The following is a 15,074-nucleotide window of genomic DNA, read 5'->3' on the forward strand; positions in this document are numbered from 1 at the left end:
CTCACCGTGTGCCCTGGCCGACGAGCGCGGCGATGGCATCGACGTTCTTCTTGTCCACGAAGGCCGGACCCGTCTGCACCGGCAGTCCACCACCGACGGTATTGAGGTTCGACTTGTACATCTTCAGCATGACCACCGGCAGGTAGCCCTGCTCGTACTGCTGCTGGTCCACCGCGAACAGCAGAGTGCCCGCGCGGATCGCGTCCACCACATCACTGTTCAGATCGAAGGTGGCCACCACGGCCTTGGAGTGCGATTCCTTGACGGCGCTCACCGCGAGGGCCGCGACCTGCGAATTCAGCGTCAGCACCGCATCGAGCGAAGGATCCGACTCCAGCGCGCCCTTGATGCGGGACTGCGCGTCGGTCGGATTGTTGATGTCGACCTGCAGATTGACGGTGGTGCCGAAACCTTGGGTGGCGCCGACGCAGCGTTCGTTGGCGCCCACATTGCCGGCCTCGTGAATCACGCACAGCATCTTGTGTTTCCCGGCGTCCGCCAGCCGCTTACCGGCGGACGCGCCGGCCTGCCGCTCGCTCTGGCCGACATGGCCGATGGCGCCGAAGGCGGCGCTCTGTTCCTCGCCGGAGTTGATGGTGACCACGGGAATGCCCGCGGCGACGGCCTTTTCGATGGACGGCTTCAGGGCGTCGGGATTGGCCATGGAGACCACCAGTCCGTCCACGCCCTGCGCCACCGCATTGTCGATGAGGGTGGCCTGCTGGCCGGGATCGCCCGAGGAGTTGTACTCGACCCGGACCCCGAGATCCTTGCCCGCGGCCTCGGCGCCGTTCTTGACCACATTCCAGAAGGCATCGCCCGCACTGCCATGGGTGACCACGGCGACGGAACGGAGCTGGCCGACGCTGGCGGGCGATTGCGGCGCGCTGGTGACATCCGCGCCGGGGCCGCTACATGCCGCGAGTACAGCCGCGGCGGCGAGCCAGGGCGATAGTCGGCGCAAGCCCCGCCAGAAGGTTCTGGACGGCTGCGTTGCCCGAAAGGTTCGAGAGCTTCGAGAGGGTTGGGACATCGTCGTCTGCACCCCTCTACTAAATCCGCGCCGAGGCGGCGGACGAGGCGATTTCGGCCAGGTGTCGCAGACTTTGTTCCGCATCACGGCTCGGCCCCTCGGCGGTATCGCCGGGCCGCAGGGCGGTGTCCTGTTCCATGACGTACCAGCCGCGGTACCCGGCGTCCCGCACGCTGCGCACCAGCGCCGCGATATCGACATCGCCGGCGCCCAGCGGCGCATAGATGCCCTGCCGCACGGCCTCGCTGTATTCCATTCGGCCGCTGCGTACTTCGTCGGCGATCGCCAGGCGCACATCCTTGAGGTGGATGTGCCCGATGCGATGCGCGTACCGGCGGGCGAGCGCGACCGGGTCGGCGCCGCCGATCAGCAGGTGACCGGTGTCGATACAGATATCGAGATCGGAATCGGCGAGGAAGCGTTCCACCTCGGCCTCGGTCTCGACGTGCGTGCCGACATGCGGGTGCAGGGCCACGCGCAAGCCGTGTTCGACGGCGATATCCGACACAGTGGCGGCGGTGTCGAGCAGCGTCTGCCACTCGTAGTCGGTGAGGGGTTCGCGGGTGTCGTAGCCGTCGGATCCGGTGGCGGCGGCGAGTACCAGCACCTCGGCGCCGGCGGCGGCGAACAACGCGGCCTGGGTCCGGGCCTCGGCCAGCGCCTTCCCCGATTCGTGATGCAGTGCGAGAGCGAGGAATCCGCCGACCGGCGCCATGCCATGGCCCGCGAGCACGCGGCGTAGCTCGTGTGGATCCGAGGGTAGATAGCCGGGCGGACCGAATTCTGTCGCGGTGATACCCAGAGTCGCCATTTCGGCCAGGACGATCCCCGGTTCGAGGACATGCCCCCAGCCGGGCACTTCGCAGACTCCCCAGGAGATCGGCGCGGCGGCTATACGCAGTGGATGGAGCGTTTCGGTCATCGGCACTTCCCAGACCTGTCGGTTGCCATCGAGTGAGGCGCTCACTATTGGAGCGCTCCAACAATGTAACCTGGCTCACTCCACTGTCAAGACCTCGGCGCGAACCGAAAAGTGGTCAATACCCTTGGAAAACACCGCCTTACAGGGCAAACGGTCATCCGATCCGGTGTCTTGTAAATCCGATTAGAGCGCTCTATTGCCCGACCGCAGCCGACGCTGTAGCTTCGGACACACCAACCCGGAACCGACGCGGAGGCACCATGACCCGACCGACCATGGAGGACGTCGCCGCCCGCGCCGGCGTCTCCCGGGCCCTGGTCTCGCTGGTGATGCGCAACTCCCCCAAGGTCAGTGAGCACCGCCGCCGCGCGGTGCTCGAGGCCGCCGCGGACCTCGGCTACCAGCCGCACGCCCTGGCGCGCTCACTGGCCAGCCGCACCTCCAACCTCGTCGGCGTCATGGTCTCCGATCTCCGCAATGCCTTCTTCGCGGATGTGGTGGAGGGCATGGACGAGGCCGCGCAGGCAGCCGGGCTGGAGCTCATCCTCAACACCGGGCGGCGCAGTGCGGCCCGGGAACGCACGGCCCTGGAGAGCCTGCTGTCCTTCCGTCCGGGCGGCATCATCCTGCTCTCCCCGGTGCTGCCCGCGGCGGCCATCCGGGAAGCCGCGCAACGGTGCCCCATCGTGCTGGTCTCCCGCAGTTCCAGCATCGCGGGCGTGGACACCGTCAACGACGATGGCGAATCGGGTGCCGCGCTGGCCGTGGATCACCTGGTGGCCCTGGGTCATCGGCGCATCGTGCACCTCGACGGCGGGGCCGCCTTCGCCGCCGGGCCGCGGCGGCGGGGCTATACCGCCGCCATGGAACGCCACGGCCTCGAACCCATGGTGATCGCCAGCGAGCACACCGACGCGGCAGGCGCCGCGGCCGTGCGCAAACTGCTGAACATCTTCTCCCCCAACAGCTTTCCCACCGCTCTGGTCTGCGGCAACGACTTCAACGCCGTGGGCGCCATGGCAGCGCTGGAGGAAGCCGGACTGCGCGTCCCCGAGGACGTCTCGGTCGTCGGCTACGACAACTCCTCCCTGGCGGCCCTGCGGCACGTGTCGCTGACCACCATCGACCAGCCCCGCACCCGCATCGGGGAACTGTCGGTGACCGCGCTCGAACAACGCCTGCGCGAGGGCCGCACCGAGCCGCTGCGCCAACGGCTGGAACCCTCACTGGTCGTCCGCTCGACGACGGCCGCACCCCGCGATTGACCAGAGCCACAAGCGACTTCAGAAAGGCAGGGCAACCATGTCCCCGATTCGAATGGGCCTGGCCGGAACCGGCCGCATCGGCGTCTCGCACGCCGAAACCCTCGCCGGGCTGCCCGGCGTGGAAGCGGTCGTGGTGGCCGACGCCGACGCCGACCGCGCCCGCACCACCGCCGACAAACTCGACCTGGAATTCGCGGCCGATATCGATGCGCTGCTGGCGGCCGATCTCGGCGGCTTGGTGATCACCACCGCCACGGACTCGCATCCGGAACTCATTCTGGCAGCGGTGGAACGCGGGATTCCGGTGTTCTGCGAGAAGCCGGTCGCCGCCGATATCGCCGGCACCCTCGCCGTGGTCGAACGGGTCGCCACCACAACGGTGCCGGTGCAGATCGGCTTCCAGCGCCGCTTCGACGCCGGGTACCGCGCGGCCCGCGCCGCGGTGGCTTCCGGTGATCTCGGCTGGGTGCACACGCTGCGCGCCACCACCCTCGATCCGGCGCCGCCGCCCGCCGAATACATTCCTCGCTCGGGCGGTATTTTCCGCGATTGCGGCGTGCACGATTTCGACATCATCCGCTGGGTCACCGGGCGCGAGATCGCCGAGGTCTACGCCACCGGCGCCAACCGCGGCGAGCAATTCTTCGCCGCCGCAAACGATGTCGACACCGCCGCGGTCATCCTCCGCCTCGACGACGGCGCGCTCGCGACGGTATCCCTGGGCCGCTACAACGGCGCAGGCTACGACGTCCGCCTCGAAGTCCTCGGCGCCCAGGGCAATGCTGTTGTGGGACTGGACGATCGCGCGCCGCTGCATTCGGTCGAGCCCGGCTACCCGCAGTCCTCGCTGCCGGCGTGGCCCGGTTTCATGGACCGGTTCCGCGGCGCCTACACCGAAGAGCTGACCACCTTCGTCGGCGTAGCCGCCACCGGGGCCCCCAACCCCTGCCCGCCCGGCGAGGCCCTCGAAGCCTTCTATGTCGCCGAGGCCTGCGAACTGTCCCGCCGCGAGGGCCGGCCGGTAGCCCTCACCGAGGTCCGCCGCTGACGGGTGACCTCGCGACCGAATTCGGCACCGCAGCAACCGAATCGACGCGACGGGTGAACCCTCGCGTGCTATGAACGTCGGCGGCCGCAGCCGAATCCGGGTTGCGGCCGCCGACGTCGAACACGGTTCGCGGATGTGCCGCGATCAGGCTTCCAGCACGAACCTGTGCAGCATGGCCTCAGCCGCGGCCGCCGCCGAGGGCCGGGCGGCTATCTCGGCCTGTAGCCGGGCCGCCGCGCCGCGATAAGAGTTGTCGTGCAGCGCTGCTTCCACCGCGGCGCGGATGTTGTCCGGCGTCACCTCGTCCGGGACGAGTACCTGGGCGGCACCGGCTCGGCGGCATGCGGCCGCGGTCGGGAATTGGTCGGCGCCGCGCGGGGTGAGCACCAGGGGCAGGCCGTGTGAGAGCGCGGCCAGGCTGGTACCCGCTCCGCCGTGACAGAGCACCACGTCACAGCGTGGCAGCAGTGCCGACAGTGAGAGCCATTGCTCGACATGGATATTGGGCGGCACGGCGCCGAGTGCCGACGGATCGGTATCGGTGCCCACCGTCACCACGATGTCGGCATCCAGGTCGGCCACACCTGCCAGCAATGGTTCGAAGGCGCTGGGCTGGTTGAAGATCGGGACCGTGCCGAGGGATACATACACCACCGGCCGATCACCCAGGCGGCGGATCCGTTCCGGCAGTTCGTCGTCGGCTCGTCCGGAGACCGCAGGGCGGATCCGCTGTGCGATATCAGCTGCGGGGCCGAGGTCGGGTTGCAAGCTGGACGGCACCGGATCGAGGTAGCCGTATCGGTACAGACCGGCATGTTCGTCGGGTTCCAGGCCCGCCGAATGCCAGAGCGGGGCAACCCATTCCGACATCGCCGCGATCAGTTCGGGTTCCAGGAGCAGACCCGTGCCGTAGGTGATCGACGGAATTCCCCGCTCTGCCGCCAGAATCGGCGCCGCGAGGTCGACCGGCGCATGCAACACCAGGTCCGGACTGAATTCATCGGCGATGGCCCGGAGTTCGGGCAGTTTGCGTGGCGCCATGACCCGGCTGAACATCACCGCGCCTATTCGCCACGGCTGCTTGCCCGCCGCGAATTCCGGCAGCGTCACCGCTTCGGCGGCAGCCACGGGTGCGTCCGGTCCGGCCGCCACGCCCGGTAAGCCGCTCTCGCGCACTCGCCCGAGCAGCTGTGGCGCGGTCGCGACCAGTACTTCGTTCCCCTGGGCTGCCAGCGCGGCGGCCACCGGGGCCACCGGCGCGAACACGCCCTCCATCGGTGTAGTGGTAATAAGGATGCGCATATTGCCGACTCTCCCGTCGGTATAGCGAACTATATAGTGAACTATAGATACGATGGTGAGCATGTCAACCGGAGCCCATCGAGCCGGTCGCCGCCAGGTGACCCGCCGCCGCGTCGCCGAGGCGGCCGCAACCCTGTTCACCGAACGGGGTTATGCCGGCACCACGCTGCAGGCGATCGCGGATACCGCGGGCGTGCATGTGCAGACCATTTATCAGGCCTTCGGCACGAAAGTGGGCGTGCTCGCCGAGACGGCCGCGGTCCTGGTGGCCGGCCCCGACGAGGATTCCGCGACGCCGCCGCCCGAACGGGCCTGGGTCCGTGAGCTGTTCGCTGAACCCGATCCGGTGCGGCAGCTCGCGATGTATGCCGCGCATATGCGCACGGTGTCCGAGCGCTATATGGGATTGCTGGACATCATGCGAGTCACCGCCGCGGTGGATCCCGAGGTCGGCGCCTTCCTGACCGCGGCCGAACAGGGCCGCTACGATGGCCCGCGCCACATCACGCCCGAACTCGCGGCGAAGGGCGCGCTCAAACCGGGTCTGACCGCCGAGCGCGCCGCCGACATCATGTACGCCCTCACCACCTATGACGTCTACCGCTCACTGTTGATCGACCGCGGCTGGCCCGGCGCGGAAACCGAGCAGTTCATCGCCGAAAGCCTTGCCGCGGCCCTACTTTCGAAGCAGTGACGCTATATGGCGAACCAGTGCGAACTACTGTGCCGGGCGTGAATCCCGGTCCAGGGTGAAGGTGACTTCGTACAGGCCCGGTTTCGACTGCCCGAATGCCTTGTTGCCCTGGATCATTCCCTCGGCCATGAGTCTGTCGATGACCCGCCGCGAAGCATCCATATCCTCGCTCTGGGCATAGTTCACGACCTTGGTGCCGTCCAGGCTGCGATGCAGGCTGGCCGACATCCAGCCCGGCACATCGGCCGCCACCCGGGCGGCCGCGGCCAGATAGTCCAGCAGCGCTTGCTGCTGTCCGGGATTCACGGTGAAAACGTTGATCTGCGTGACGGTTCCGTCGACACGGATAATGGGCATGGCTACTCCTCGCACTCGAAATGAGTGTCGAGGGTTCGCCTTGCGGCGATACGGAGCCTCCCTAGGAGGTGGCCGGGCTTACCCATGCCGGCCGAGGTCCTTTTCGACCACCACAGCGTAGCGCCGAAACCGCCTGCCGGTGAAGTCAGTTCAGCAGCAGACCCACACCGAGCGCCGTCATGACGACCGCGATGACCGAATCCAGCACGCGCCAGGCGACGGGTTTCGCGAACAGCGGGGCGAGCAGTCGCGCCCCGAAACCGAGGGATACGAACCACACGATGCTGCCGATCGCCGCGCCGGCCGCCAGGAACCAGCGGTCCGGTGTCGCGTAGGTGCTGGCGAACGAGCCGAGCAGGACCATGGTGTCGAGATAGGCGTGCGGGTTCAGCCAGGTGACCGCGAGGCAGGTGGCCACGGCCGCGCCCAGCGCGATGGGCGTACCGCCGCCGGCATTGAGGGCCGAGGCGGAGAGGGCGCGCTTGGCGGCGAAGCAGGCGTACCCGAGCAGGAAGGCCGCGCCCGCGTACTTGGCGATGGTCGTCACCAGTGGCGCACTGTGCGCGACCGCGCCGAACCCGGCCACGCCGATGGTGATCAGCAACACATCGGATATCGCGCAGACCGCAACGACGGGCAGGACGTGTTCGCGGCGTATCCCTTGACGCAAAACGAACGCGTTCTGCGCGCCGATCGCGACGATGAGGGAGAGTCCGAAACCGAGTCCTGAGATGGCCGCCAGGGCCGCCGACGTTGCATTCACCCCTCAAAAGTAGGGCGGCCGTCCAGGACCAGTCCAGCTAATCATTCTGATGCACCATTACGCTTCCTTAACATGGACCCATGGACCTACAGCTCGACCAGCTGCGCGCACTGGACGCCGTGATCAGCGAGGGCACCTTCGAGGCGGCCGCCCGCCGGCTCAATGTGACGCCCTCGGCAATCTCTCAGCGCATCAAAGCCCTCGAAGACGCGGCCGGCCGGATCCTGGTGCAGCGCACCAAACCGGTGCAGCCCACCGACTCCGGGCTCACCGTGCTGCGGCTCGCCCGGCAGATCCAATTGCTCAGCGGCGACACCGCACGGGAATTGGGCGATGCGCATCAGCCGACCGATCGCCCGGTGAGCATCCCCATTGCGGTCAATGCCGATTCGCTGCAGACCTGGGTCATGCCCGCGCTCGGCCGGGCGGCGGCGCACGGCGTGTGCTTCGAAATCCATCGCGAGGACGAGGAACACACCACCCGGCTGCTGCGCGACGGTACCGTGATGGCGGCCATCACCTCCACCGCCACCGCCGTGCAGGGCTGCTCGGTGCGGCGGCTGGGCGCAATGCGCTACCGCCCCACCGCGAATCCGGAATTCATGCGCACCTGGTTCGCGCTCGGCGCGTCGGCCAAAAGCTTCGCGGTCGCGCCGGTGATCCTGTTCGATCGCAAGGACGATATGCAGTTCCGGCTCATTCGCCAGTACACCCGCAAGCCCCTGAATCCGCCGCGGCACTACATTCCGTCCTCGGCCGGATTCGCGGACGCCATCCGGCTCGGCCTCGGCTGGGGCATGATGCCGGATCTGCAGTTGCGCCCGGACGATGCGCTGATTCCCTTGGATGACAAGGCGTTCTTCGATATCCCGCTGTATTGGCAACAGTGGAAGCTCGACTCGCCCGCGCTGACCATGGTGGCCGAGACCATTGCCGCGGCCGCGACCGCCGCGCTGCGATGATCATCGAATCCCGCACTGACGATTCTCGTATGCGCATGTCATAGTCGAAGTGATTTGTGGTCATCTCCAGGAAGGACTTACGTGTCTCAGATTGTGCGTGGCGTGATCGCCCGGTCCAAGAACGCTCCAGTGGAAGTGACCGAGATCGTCATCCCGGATCCCGGGCCGGGTGAGGCCGTGGTCACCGTGCAGGCGTGCGGCGTATGCCACACCGATCTGCACTATCGGGAGGGCGGCATCAATGACGAATTCCCGTTCCTGCTCGGGCACGAGGCCGCGGGCATCGTGGAATCGGTGGGCGAGGGCGTCACCGATGTCGAGCCCGGTGATTTCGTCATCCTCAACTGGCGTGCGGTGTGCGGTTCCTGTCGCGCTTGTCGCAAGGGCAAGCCGTGGTACTGCTTCTCGACGTTCAATGCGTCGCAGCCCATGACGCTCACCGACGGCACGCCGCTCACCCCGGCGCTCGGTATCGGCGCGTTCGCGGAGAAGACGCTCGTGCACGCGGGCCAGTGCACGAAGGTGGATCCGAGTGTCTCCCCCGCGGCGGCCGGCTTGCTCGGCTGCGGTGTGATGGCGGGCCTGGGCGCGGCCATCAATACCGGTGGCGTGAGCCGCGGTGACAGCGTCGCAGTCATCGGCTGCGGCGGCGTCGGCAATGCGGCGATCGCGGGCGCGCGGCTGGCGGGCGCGACCACCATCATCGCGATCGACCTCGACGAGCGGAAGCTGGAGTGGGCCAAGGGTTTCGGCGCCACCCACACCGTGAACGCGGGCAAAGAGGATGCGGTGGAGCAGGTTCAGGAACTCACCGGCGGCTTCGGCGCGGACGTGGTGATCGACGCGGTCGGGCGTCCCGAGACCTGGAAGCAGGCGTTCTACGCGCGCGATCTGGCCGGCACCGTGGTGCTGGTCGGCGTGCCGACCCCAGACATGAAACTCGATATGCCGCTCATCGACTTCTTCTCGCGCGGTGGCTCGTTGAAGTCCTCCTGGTACGGCGACTGCCTCCCGTCCCGCGACTTCCCGTACCTGATCGAGCTGTACAAGCAGGGCCGTCTGGACCTGGATGCCTTTGTCTCCGAGAAGATCTCACTGAACGATGTGGAGGCGGCCTTCACCAAGATGCACCACGGTGATGTGCTGCGCTCGGTGGTGATGCTCTGATGGCACATATCGACCACGCCGTCACCACGGGCACTTTCAGCCTGGACGGCGAGACTTTCGACGTGGACAACAATGTCTGGGTGGTGGGCGACGACCTGGAATGCGTCGTCATCGACGCGCCGCACAATGTCGAGACCATCCTGGATCTGATCGGCGCCCGCAAGGTGAAGGCCATTCTCGCGACCCACGCGCACGACGATCACGTGCGCGTGGCACCCGAATTGTCCAAGGCCACGGGCGCTCCCGTATTCCTGCACCCCGCCGATCTGGTGGTGTGGCGGCTGACCCATCCGGATGTCGAGCCGGACGGTGAACTGCAGGACAAGCAGATCATCGAGGTGGGCGGCACGGCGCTGGAGGTGCTGCACACGCCCGGTCACGCGCCCGGCGCGGTGTGCTTCTACTCCCCCGATCTGGGTGTCGTCTTCACCGGCGACACGCTCTTCCACGGCGGACCCGGCGCGACCGGGCGGTCCTACTCGGACTTCCCGACGATCCTCGCGTCGATCGCCGAACGCCTGCTGTCGCTGCCGCCGGACACGCTGGTGCACACCGGTCACGGTGAATCGACCACCATCGGGGCGGAGGCCCCGCAGCTGGACGAATGGCGTAGCCGAGGGCACTGATCCGGCTATCACCCCAACGACCCGGCGCGGGAACCATATTCGGCGCCGGGTCGTCTGGGCAGTTGTCACCCCCGTGTGCTTGAATACGGCGGTTCACAGCTCCGCCAGGGGGGATCGTTCAGCTTGTCCATGCCCGAATCGCCGTTCCGTGATGCGGTTTTCACCCAGCCCGACGGCTTCAGTCAGCCCAATGGCGTCTACTGCCGCTACTGCGGCGCCACCCCCGCGGTGGACGTCGACTTCCGCGCGCATCGCGGCCTGATCTTCATGATGCAGTTCCGCAAACTGCCCGGACCGTTCTGCCGGGAATGCGGGCTCGCCGTGTTCCGGAAGATGACCGGGGACAGCCTGGTACAGGGCTGGTGGGGTCTGATGTCGATGGTCATCAACCCGTTCACGATTCTGATGAATGTCGGTGCGCGATACCAGGTCGCGAAGCTGCCGCCGCCGGTGCCGGGGGCGCCCAGGCAGCCCATGTCGCCGGGAAGGCCGCTGCTGCAGCGGTGGCAGATCGCGGGCGTGCTGGTGCCGCTGGCCGTCGCGGGGTTGATCATCGCGGGTGCGGCGTCGGGGAATTCGTCGAGCAGCAGCAACAGTGGCTACAAGCCGTATGTGCCGCCGACCATTCCGTCGATACCCAGCTTCCCGAGCGTGCAGTCGATGCCTTCGTTCCCGTCGGCCCCGGCGGCGCCGGTCGTGCCCGGCAACCCGACGACCTCGGCCACGCCGACCACTCCGGTCAACTTCCCCGACAGTGACAAGGTCAAGCCCGGCGACTGCGTGTGGGACACCAAGGGCGACGTGAAGACCGACACCCATCCCAAGATGGAGATCGTGTCCTGCGGCGATGACCGGTCGCAGGCGACGGTGCTGGGCAAGACCTCGGGCCCGACGGCCGAATCCCAGTGCGACACCAGCTTTCCCGACTCCGATCTGGTCTACACCCACAGCTACTCGTACGGCGGCGGGCCGGAGATCGTGGATTACGCGCTCTGCATGCAGACCAAGTAATCCGGCTCAGCGGCAGCTGTAGAGCGTGGCCTCGGCGATCTGGTCCACCACATCGCCGAGCTCCCCGCGCACCCGGAAGGCATTGAGCTGCCGGCGCGCACCGTTTCCGCGCGCCAGCAGTTTGGTCACGCCGTCGCCGACGAAGCCCAGCTCCCCCAGTTCCTCCAGGGCCGGCCGGATCCGCACGACAAACCGCATGAGCAGATCCTCGACCGGGACGGTGCGGCCGTCGAACGGGTCGATGGCCGCGCCGTCGATACCCTCGTGGGCCGCCTTCCAATAGGCCGCGCGCAGTGTGTCTTCCGCGACGACCGGCACCGACTCGATTGTCCCGGCGGTCATTACGGCCGCCCGCACCAGGGTGGCGAGCAGCGCGGTCTCCTCGACCGTGGCGGGCACATCGCTGACCCGCACCTCCACGGTCGGGAAGGTCACCGAGGGCCGCACATCCCAATAGATCATCTTGCGATCGAGGATGACGCCCAGCGAGAGCATGGATTCCACCGCGGTATCGAACTCCTGCAGCGAATCGAAATGCGGCGGCGGCCCCGCGCTGGGCCAGCGCCGCCACAGGATGTTCCGCCAACTCGCATAACCGGTTTCGTCGCCCCGATAGATGGCCGAATTGGCGGTGAGCGCCAACAGCGAAGGCAGCCAAGGCCGCAGGAAGTTGCTCACCCGCACCGCCACGGCCCGATCGGCGACCGCGACATGCACATGGCACCCGCACAGCCCCTGCTCATTGGCCAGCCGTCCGAAGTTCTCGGCAATCCGGTCGTACCGCGGCGTACTGGTGATGGTCAGTTCATCGGGCCCCGCCGGCGGTACCGCCGCAGCCAGCAACAGCGCGTCGTTCTTCTCCGCACTGGCCGCGGCCCCACGCCGCAGCTCCCGCAATTCCCGGAGCAACTCGGCGGTAGAGGTGTGAATACGCGTGCTGGTCTCGACCTGGCAGCGCACGATCTCCAATTGCAGGTCGATACCGAGGTCCGCCGCCGTGCGTGCAACGTCGACATTCCTGCCGACCGGCGCACCGGTGCGCGGATCCACGAGGAGAAACTCCTCTTCGACGCCCATGGTCGGGGCTTCCACTGTTCATGTGTACCTCATCCCCACCCAGCACACACCTGCCGGAACGGTCTGTTCAGTCGTCCATCTACTTCCCGGGCCGCTGGAACGAGAACTGGCCCACACATTGGGCGTCCCGTACGAGAAGGTCATGCTCGCGGCCTTCCTGCCGCTCGCGTTCACTCTCGGGACCGGCTTCCGGCCCGCCGAACGCGTCGGGCGAGGCAAAGTTCTGCACTGGAACGGCTGGTGACGTTGGTAGATTCGCGGCGGGCGCCGTACCTTGCCGGCCAAGGCCATACACCCGAGGAGACGTTGTGAACGCGGGTTTATCGATCGATTTCAGTGAGTCGAGGCCCCGGACCGGCGCGCTTGGGGTGCGGTGGATTCATGGGTCACCGTCCGCGAAGCACAATGTGGATGAAGACATTCAGGTGCACTGGTACGACGAGCACACGGTGATCTTGCGCCAGAATATGGCGATCAATTACGAAGGGCCGTTTCTGTTCTTGTTGTTCGGGAACGAGCGGGTGGTGTTGATCGATACGGGGGCTACCGGGGATGCGGAGTTCTTTCCGTTGCGGCGGGTGGTCGATGAGTTGAGCGCGGGGCGGCTGGGGCGGTATCCGCGGGATGGGTACGAGTTGGTGGTGCTGCACAGCCATGGGCACGGTGACCATGTCGCGGGGGACGAGCAGTTCAGCGATCGGGCGAATACCACGGTGGTCGGGGCTGATCTGAGCACTGCTTGGAAGTACTTCGGATTCGATGAGGACGTGGACGCCGTGGCTCGGATCGATCCGGGTGGGCGGGTGCTGGAGTGCCTGGCCACTCCGGGACATCACGACGCGGCGGTCACGTTCTTCGACCCGTGGACCGGGTTTCTGCTCACCGGGGACACGGTTTACCCGGGGCGGCTCTATATCCAGGACTGGGCGGCCTTCACTCGCAGCATCGATCGACTGATCGAGTTCGCCGACGAGCGGGCGGTCAGCCATGTACTCGGCTGCCACATCGAGATGACGAACGAACCGGGTGTGGATTATCCGGTGCGCACCACCTACCAACCCGATGAGCGGCCGTTGGAGATGACCACCGCGGACCTGCGCGATATCCGGGCGGCGATCGAGGAAGTCGGACTTCCTCCGGCTCGGCGCGCCTTCGGGCGATTCATCCTGTGCCCCAACGTATAAGTTGTAGCTGGTGAACCCTCACTACCTCACCGAGATGTTCGGGTTATCTGGACGGGTGGCGGTTGTCACCGGCGGGAGTTCGGGGATCGGGCGGGAGATCGCTGCCGCATTGGGCTCCGCTGGGACTCGGGTGGTGTTGATCGCGCGCGGTGCGGATCGGTTGCGCGCGACTGCCGCCGAACTGAATGCGAGTGGGTGCGAGACGGCTTGGGTGGCAGCCGATCTCGGCGACCGCACCGAGGTTCGGCGAGCTGCCGACGAAGCGGCCGCAGCGTTCGGGGAACCCGATATCTTGGTCAACTCCGCCGGGATCAACCTGCGCCCACCACTGGATGAGCTCACCGAGGAGGTGTGGGACGCCACCCTCGCCGTCAATCTCACCGCCCCATTCTTGCTCGGGCAGCGTTTCGGCCCGTCGATGACACGACGAGGCTGGGGACGAATCCTCAATCTTGCTTCCCAACAATCGATCCGAGCGTTCGGACACAGCGGCGCCTACGGTGCATCCAAGGCCGGCATCACCGGCCTGACGCGATCCCAGGCCGAGGCGTGGTCACCGCACGGTGTCTGCGTGAACGCGATCGCCCCGGGTTTCGTGCAAACGCCGCTGACCTCCGCAGTTTTCGCCGACCCCGACCGCGCCAACCAAATGGCCGCGCGAACCATGATCGGACGCAACGGCACCACCCCCGACTACGCCGGAGTCGCCCTGTTCCTCGCCGGCCCATCCGCCGCCTATATCACCGGCCAGACAGTATTCGTCGACGGCGGTTTCTCATCTACCTAGAGAGTTCTGAAAAGCCTTGTATCACAATGATATTAGGGTAGATTCGAACGCACGTTCGAGATAAGATGGTGGCATGGACACCGGGGGGAACCACTACAGCACTGACGCCACCGCGGCGTTCGGTGCCGGTGTCGACGCGATGCTCGAAGCGAACCTGACCTGCCTGACCGACGAGCAGTTGGTTGCGATGTTGCGTGAGTACGAGACCGACAAGCGCCGTGGGGTGGCGGCCGAGCATCGACTGCTGATCGAGATCGACGAGCGCCGCATCCCGGAGAAGGCAGAAGCGCGCAGCACCGCCCAGTTCCTGGCCACGATCCTGCGCCTGTCGCATGCCGAAGCCGCCGCGCGCGTGAACGCAGCCAAACTGCTGGGCCCGCGCCTGATCAGCGGCGAAGAACTCGAACCACTGTTGCCGCATACTGCTGCCGCGCAAGCCGCCGGTGAGATCTCCGTCGATCACGCGTGGCGCATCGCCAAAATCCTCAAGCGGTTGCCGGTGAATGTCGATGCGGCACAAGCAGAAGCGGTCGAACAGCAGCTGGCCGAGTACGCGCGCACCGGCTGGCCCGACGACCTGCCCAGAATCGGTGACCGCATCCTGTCCTACCTCGACCCCGACGGAACATTGGTCGAGGACAAAGACCGCCAACGCATGCGCGAATTCACCCTCGGCAAACAACGCATCGACGGCATGTCCACCATCCGTGGAGAGATCACCCCCGAACTGCGAGCCCTGCTCGACCCGATCCTGGCGAAACTGGCGCGACCGGGCATGTGCAACCCCGAGGACCCGCAAAGCCCCTGGACCACAGGAGATTCCGCAGGTGACACCATCGATGCGGAAGTGATGCAGGCATGCGCGAAACGCGACCT

At 66.8% G+C, this 15,074-nt stretch carries 17 protein-coding genes; 11 read left to right on the forward strand and 6 right to left on the reverse strand.

Annotation, left to right across the window (positions count from 1 at the left end; translation table 11 throughout):
- Position 1: 1 nt before the first annotated feature.
- Together ACH438_RS13805 and ACH438_RS13810 are read right to left on the reverse strand one after the other, a co-directional pair.
- Positions 2–964 carry a sugar ABC transporter substrate-binding protein gene (locus tag ACH438_RS13805; RefSeq protein WP_397004808.1) on the reverse strand — a complete coding sequence of 321 codons (963 nt, stop codon included), beginning with the start codon at positions 962–964 and terminating at the stop codon, positions 2–4.
- A gap of 88 nt (positions 965–1,052) precedes the next feature.
- Positions 1,053–1,955, reverse strand: a complete 903-nt coding sequence (locus ACH438_RS13810; RefSeq protein WP_397004810.1) for a TIM barrel protein — start codon at positions 1,953–1,955, stop codon at positions 1,053–1,055.
- Positions 1,956–2,215: 260 nt separating this feature from the next.
- Between ACH438_RS13810 and ACH438_RS13815 the strand changes: the two genes are divergently transcribed.
- Positions 2,216–3,220 carry a LacI family DNA-binding transcriptional regulator gene (locus tag ACH438_RS13815; protein ID WP_397004812.1) on the forward strand — a complete coding sequence of 335 codons (1,005 nt, stop codon included), beginning with the start codon at positions 2,216–2,218 and terminating at the stop codon, positions 3,218–3,220.
- A gap of 37 nt (positions 3,221–3,257) precedes the next feature.
- The gene (locus tag ACH438_RS13820) at positions 3,258–4,268 is read left to right on the forward strand and encodes a Gfo/Idh/MocA family oxidoreductase (protein ID WP_397004814.1); all 1,011 of its coding nucleotides are present in this window, start codon (positions 3,258–3,260) and stop codon (positions 4,266–4,268) included.
- Positions 4,269–4,412: 144 nt separating this feature from the next.
- Here the strand turns inward: ACH438_RS13820 and ACH438_RS13825 are convergent, their stop codons facing one another.
- Positions 4,413–5,570, reverse strand: a complete 1,158-nt coding sequence (locus tag ACH438_RS13825; protein ID WP_397004816.1) for a glycosyltransferase — start codon at positions 5,568–5,570, stop codon at positions 4,413–4,415.
- 61 nt (positions 5,571–5,631) lie between these two features.
- On the opposite strand from ACH438_RS13825, the gene ACH438_RS13830 reads away from it, so the two are divergent.
- Positions 5,632–6,264: a TetR/AcrR family transcriptional regulator gene (locus ACH438_RS13830; RefSeq protein WP_397004818.1), complete on the forward strand. Its 633-nt coding sequence runs from the start codon at positions 5,632–5,634 to the stop codon at positions 6,262–6,264.
- Positions 6,265–6,288: 24 nt separating this feature from the next.
- Here ACH438_RS13830 and ACH438_RS13835 read toward each other — a convergent pair whose 3' ends face one another.
- Together ACH438_RS13835 and ACH438_RS13840 are read right to left on the reverse strand one after the other, a co-directional pair.
- On the reverse strand, positions 6,289–6,621 hold the full coding sequence (locus ACH438_RS13835; protein WP_397004820.1) for an antibiotic biosynthesis monooxygenase: 333 nt from the start codon (positions 6,619–6,621) through the stop codon (positions 6,289–6,291).
- 145 nt (positions 6,622–6,766) lie between these two features.
- Complete coding sequence (locus ACH438_RS13840) at positions 6,767–7,384, reverse strand: LysE/ArgO family amino acid transporter (protein ID WP_397004822.1); 618 nt, start codon at positions 7,382–7,384, stop codon at positions 6,767–6,769.
- 80 nt (positions 7,385–7,464) lie between these two features.
- On the opposite strand from ACH438_RS13840, the gene ACH438_RS13845 reads away from it, so the two are divergent.
- From ACH438_RS13845 to ACH438_RS13860, 4 genes are all read left to right on the forward strand, one after another.
- Entirely contained in the window at positions 7,465–8,346 is an 882-nt protein-coding gene (locus ACH438_RS13845) for a LysR family transcriptional regulator ArgP (RefSeq protein WP_397004824.1), read from the forward strand.
- 81 nt (positions 8,347–8,427) lie between these two features.
- Positions 8,428–9,513 carry an S-(hydroxymethyl)mycothiol dehydrogenase gene (locus ACH438_RS13850; protein WP_397004826.1) on the forward strand — a complete coding sequence of 362 codons (1,086 nt, stop codon included), beginning with the start codon at positions 8,428–8,430 and terminating at the stop codon, positions 9,511–9,513.
- On the forward strand, positions 9,513–10,139 hold the full coding sequence (locus ACH438_RS13855; RefSeq protein WP_397004828.1) for an MBL fold metallo-hydrolase: 627 nt from the start codon (positions 9,513–9,515) through the stop codon (positions 10,137–10,139). Before ACH438_RS13850 ends, ACH438_RS13855 begins: the two co-directional genes overlap by 1 nt.
- Before the next feature lie 123 nt (positions 10,140–10,262).
- Positions 10,263–11,150, forward strand: coding sequence for a hypothetical protein (locus ACH438_RS13860; RefSeq protein WP_397004830.1), 888 nt, complete (start codon positions 10,263–10,265; stop codon positions 11,148–11,150).
- Positions 11,151–11,156: 6 nt separating this feature from the next.
- On the opposite strand, the gene ACH438_RS13865 is transcribed toward ACH438_RS13860, so the two are convergent.
- Entirely contained in the window at positions 11,157–12,242 is a 1,086-nt protein-coding gene (locus tag ACH438_RS13865) for a glutamate--cysteine ligase (protein ID WP_397004832.1), read from the reverse strand.
- Positions 12,243–12,249: 7 nt separating this feature from the next.
- On the opposite strand from ACH438_RS13865, the gene ACH438_RS13870 reads away from it, so the two are divergent.
- The 4 genes from ACH438_RS13870 to ACH438_RS13885 form a co-directional block, all read left to right on the forward strand.
- On the forward strand, positions 12,250–12,471 hold the full coding sequence (locus ACH438_RS13870; RefSeq protein WP_397004834.1) for a hypothetical protein: 222 nt from the start codon (positions 12,250–12,252) through the stop codon (positions 12,469–12,471).
- Positions 12,472–12,634: 163 nt separating this feature from the next.
- The gene (locus ACH438_RS13875) at positions 12,635–13,411 is read left to right on the forward strand and encodes an MBL fold metallo-hydrolase (RefSeq protein WP_397004836.1); all 777 of its coding nucleotides are present in this window, start codon (positions 12,635–12,637) and stop codon (positions 13,409–13,411) included.
- A gap of 10 nt (positions 13,412–13,421) precedes the next feature.
- Positions 13,422–14,198: an SDR family NAD(P)-dependent oxidoreductase gene (locus ACH438_RS13880; protein ID WP_397004838.1), complete on the forward strand. Its 777-nt coding sequence runs from the start codon at positions 13,422–13,424 to the stop codon at positions 14,196–14,198.
- Between the two features lie 73 nt (positions 14,199–14,271).
- Positions 14,272–15,074: DUF222 domain-containing protein (locus tag ACH438_RS13885; protein ID WP_397004840.1), on the forward strand; the 803-nt coding region annotated here is incomplete at its 3' end.

The organism is Nocardia sp. NPDC020380 (genome assembly GCF_044386975.1).
Lineage (GTDB): Bacteria > Actinomycetota > Actinomycetes > Mycobacteriales > Mycobacteriaceae > Nocardia.

Bases quoted from the DNA above. Each gene is read 5' to 3' on its own strand.
- ACH438_RS13835 (WP_397004820.1), bottom strand. From the start codon at position 6,621: ATGCCCATTATCCGTGTCGACGGAACCGTCACGCAGATCAACGTTTTC.
- ACH438_RS13830 (WP_397004818.1), top strand. From the start codon at position 5,632: ATGTCAACCGGAGCCCATCGAGCCGGTCGCCGCCAGGTGACCCGCCGC.
- ACH438_RS13845 (WP_397004824.1), top strand. From the start codon at position 7,465: ATGGACCTACAGCTCGACCAGCTGCGCGCACTGGACGCCGTGATCAGC.
- ACH438_RS13815 (WP_397004812.1), top strand. From the start codon at position 2,216: ATGACCCGACCGACCATGGAGGACGTCGCCGCCCGCGCCGGCGTCTCC.
- ACH438_RS13825 (WP_397004816.1), bottom strand. From the start codon at position 5,570: ATGCGCATCCTTATTACCACTACACCGATGGAGGGCGTGTTCGCGCCG.
- ACH438_RS13820 (WP_397004814.1), top strand. From the start codon at position 3,258: ATGTCCCCGATTCGAATGGGCCTGGCCGGAACCGGCCGCATCGGCGTC.
- ACH438_RS13810 (WP_397004810.1), bottom strand. From the start codon at position 1,955: ATGACCGAAACGCTCCATCCACTGCGTATAGCCGCCGCGCCGATCTCC.
- ACH438_RS13855 (WP_397004828.1), top strand. From the start codon at position 9,513: ATGGCACATATCGACCACGCCGTCACCACGGGCACTTTCAGCCTGGAC.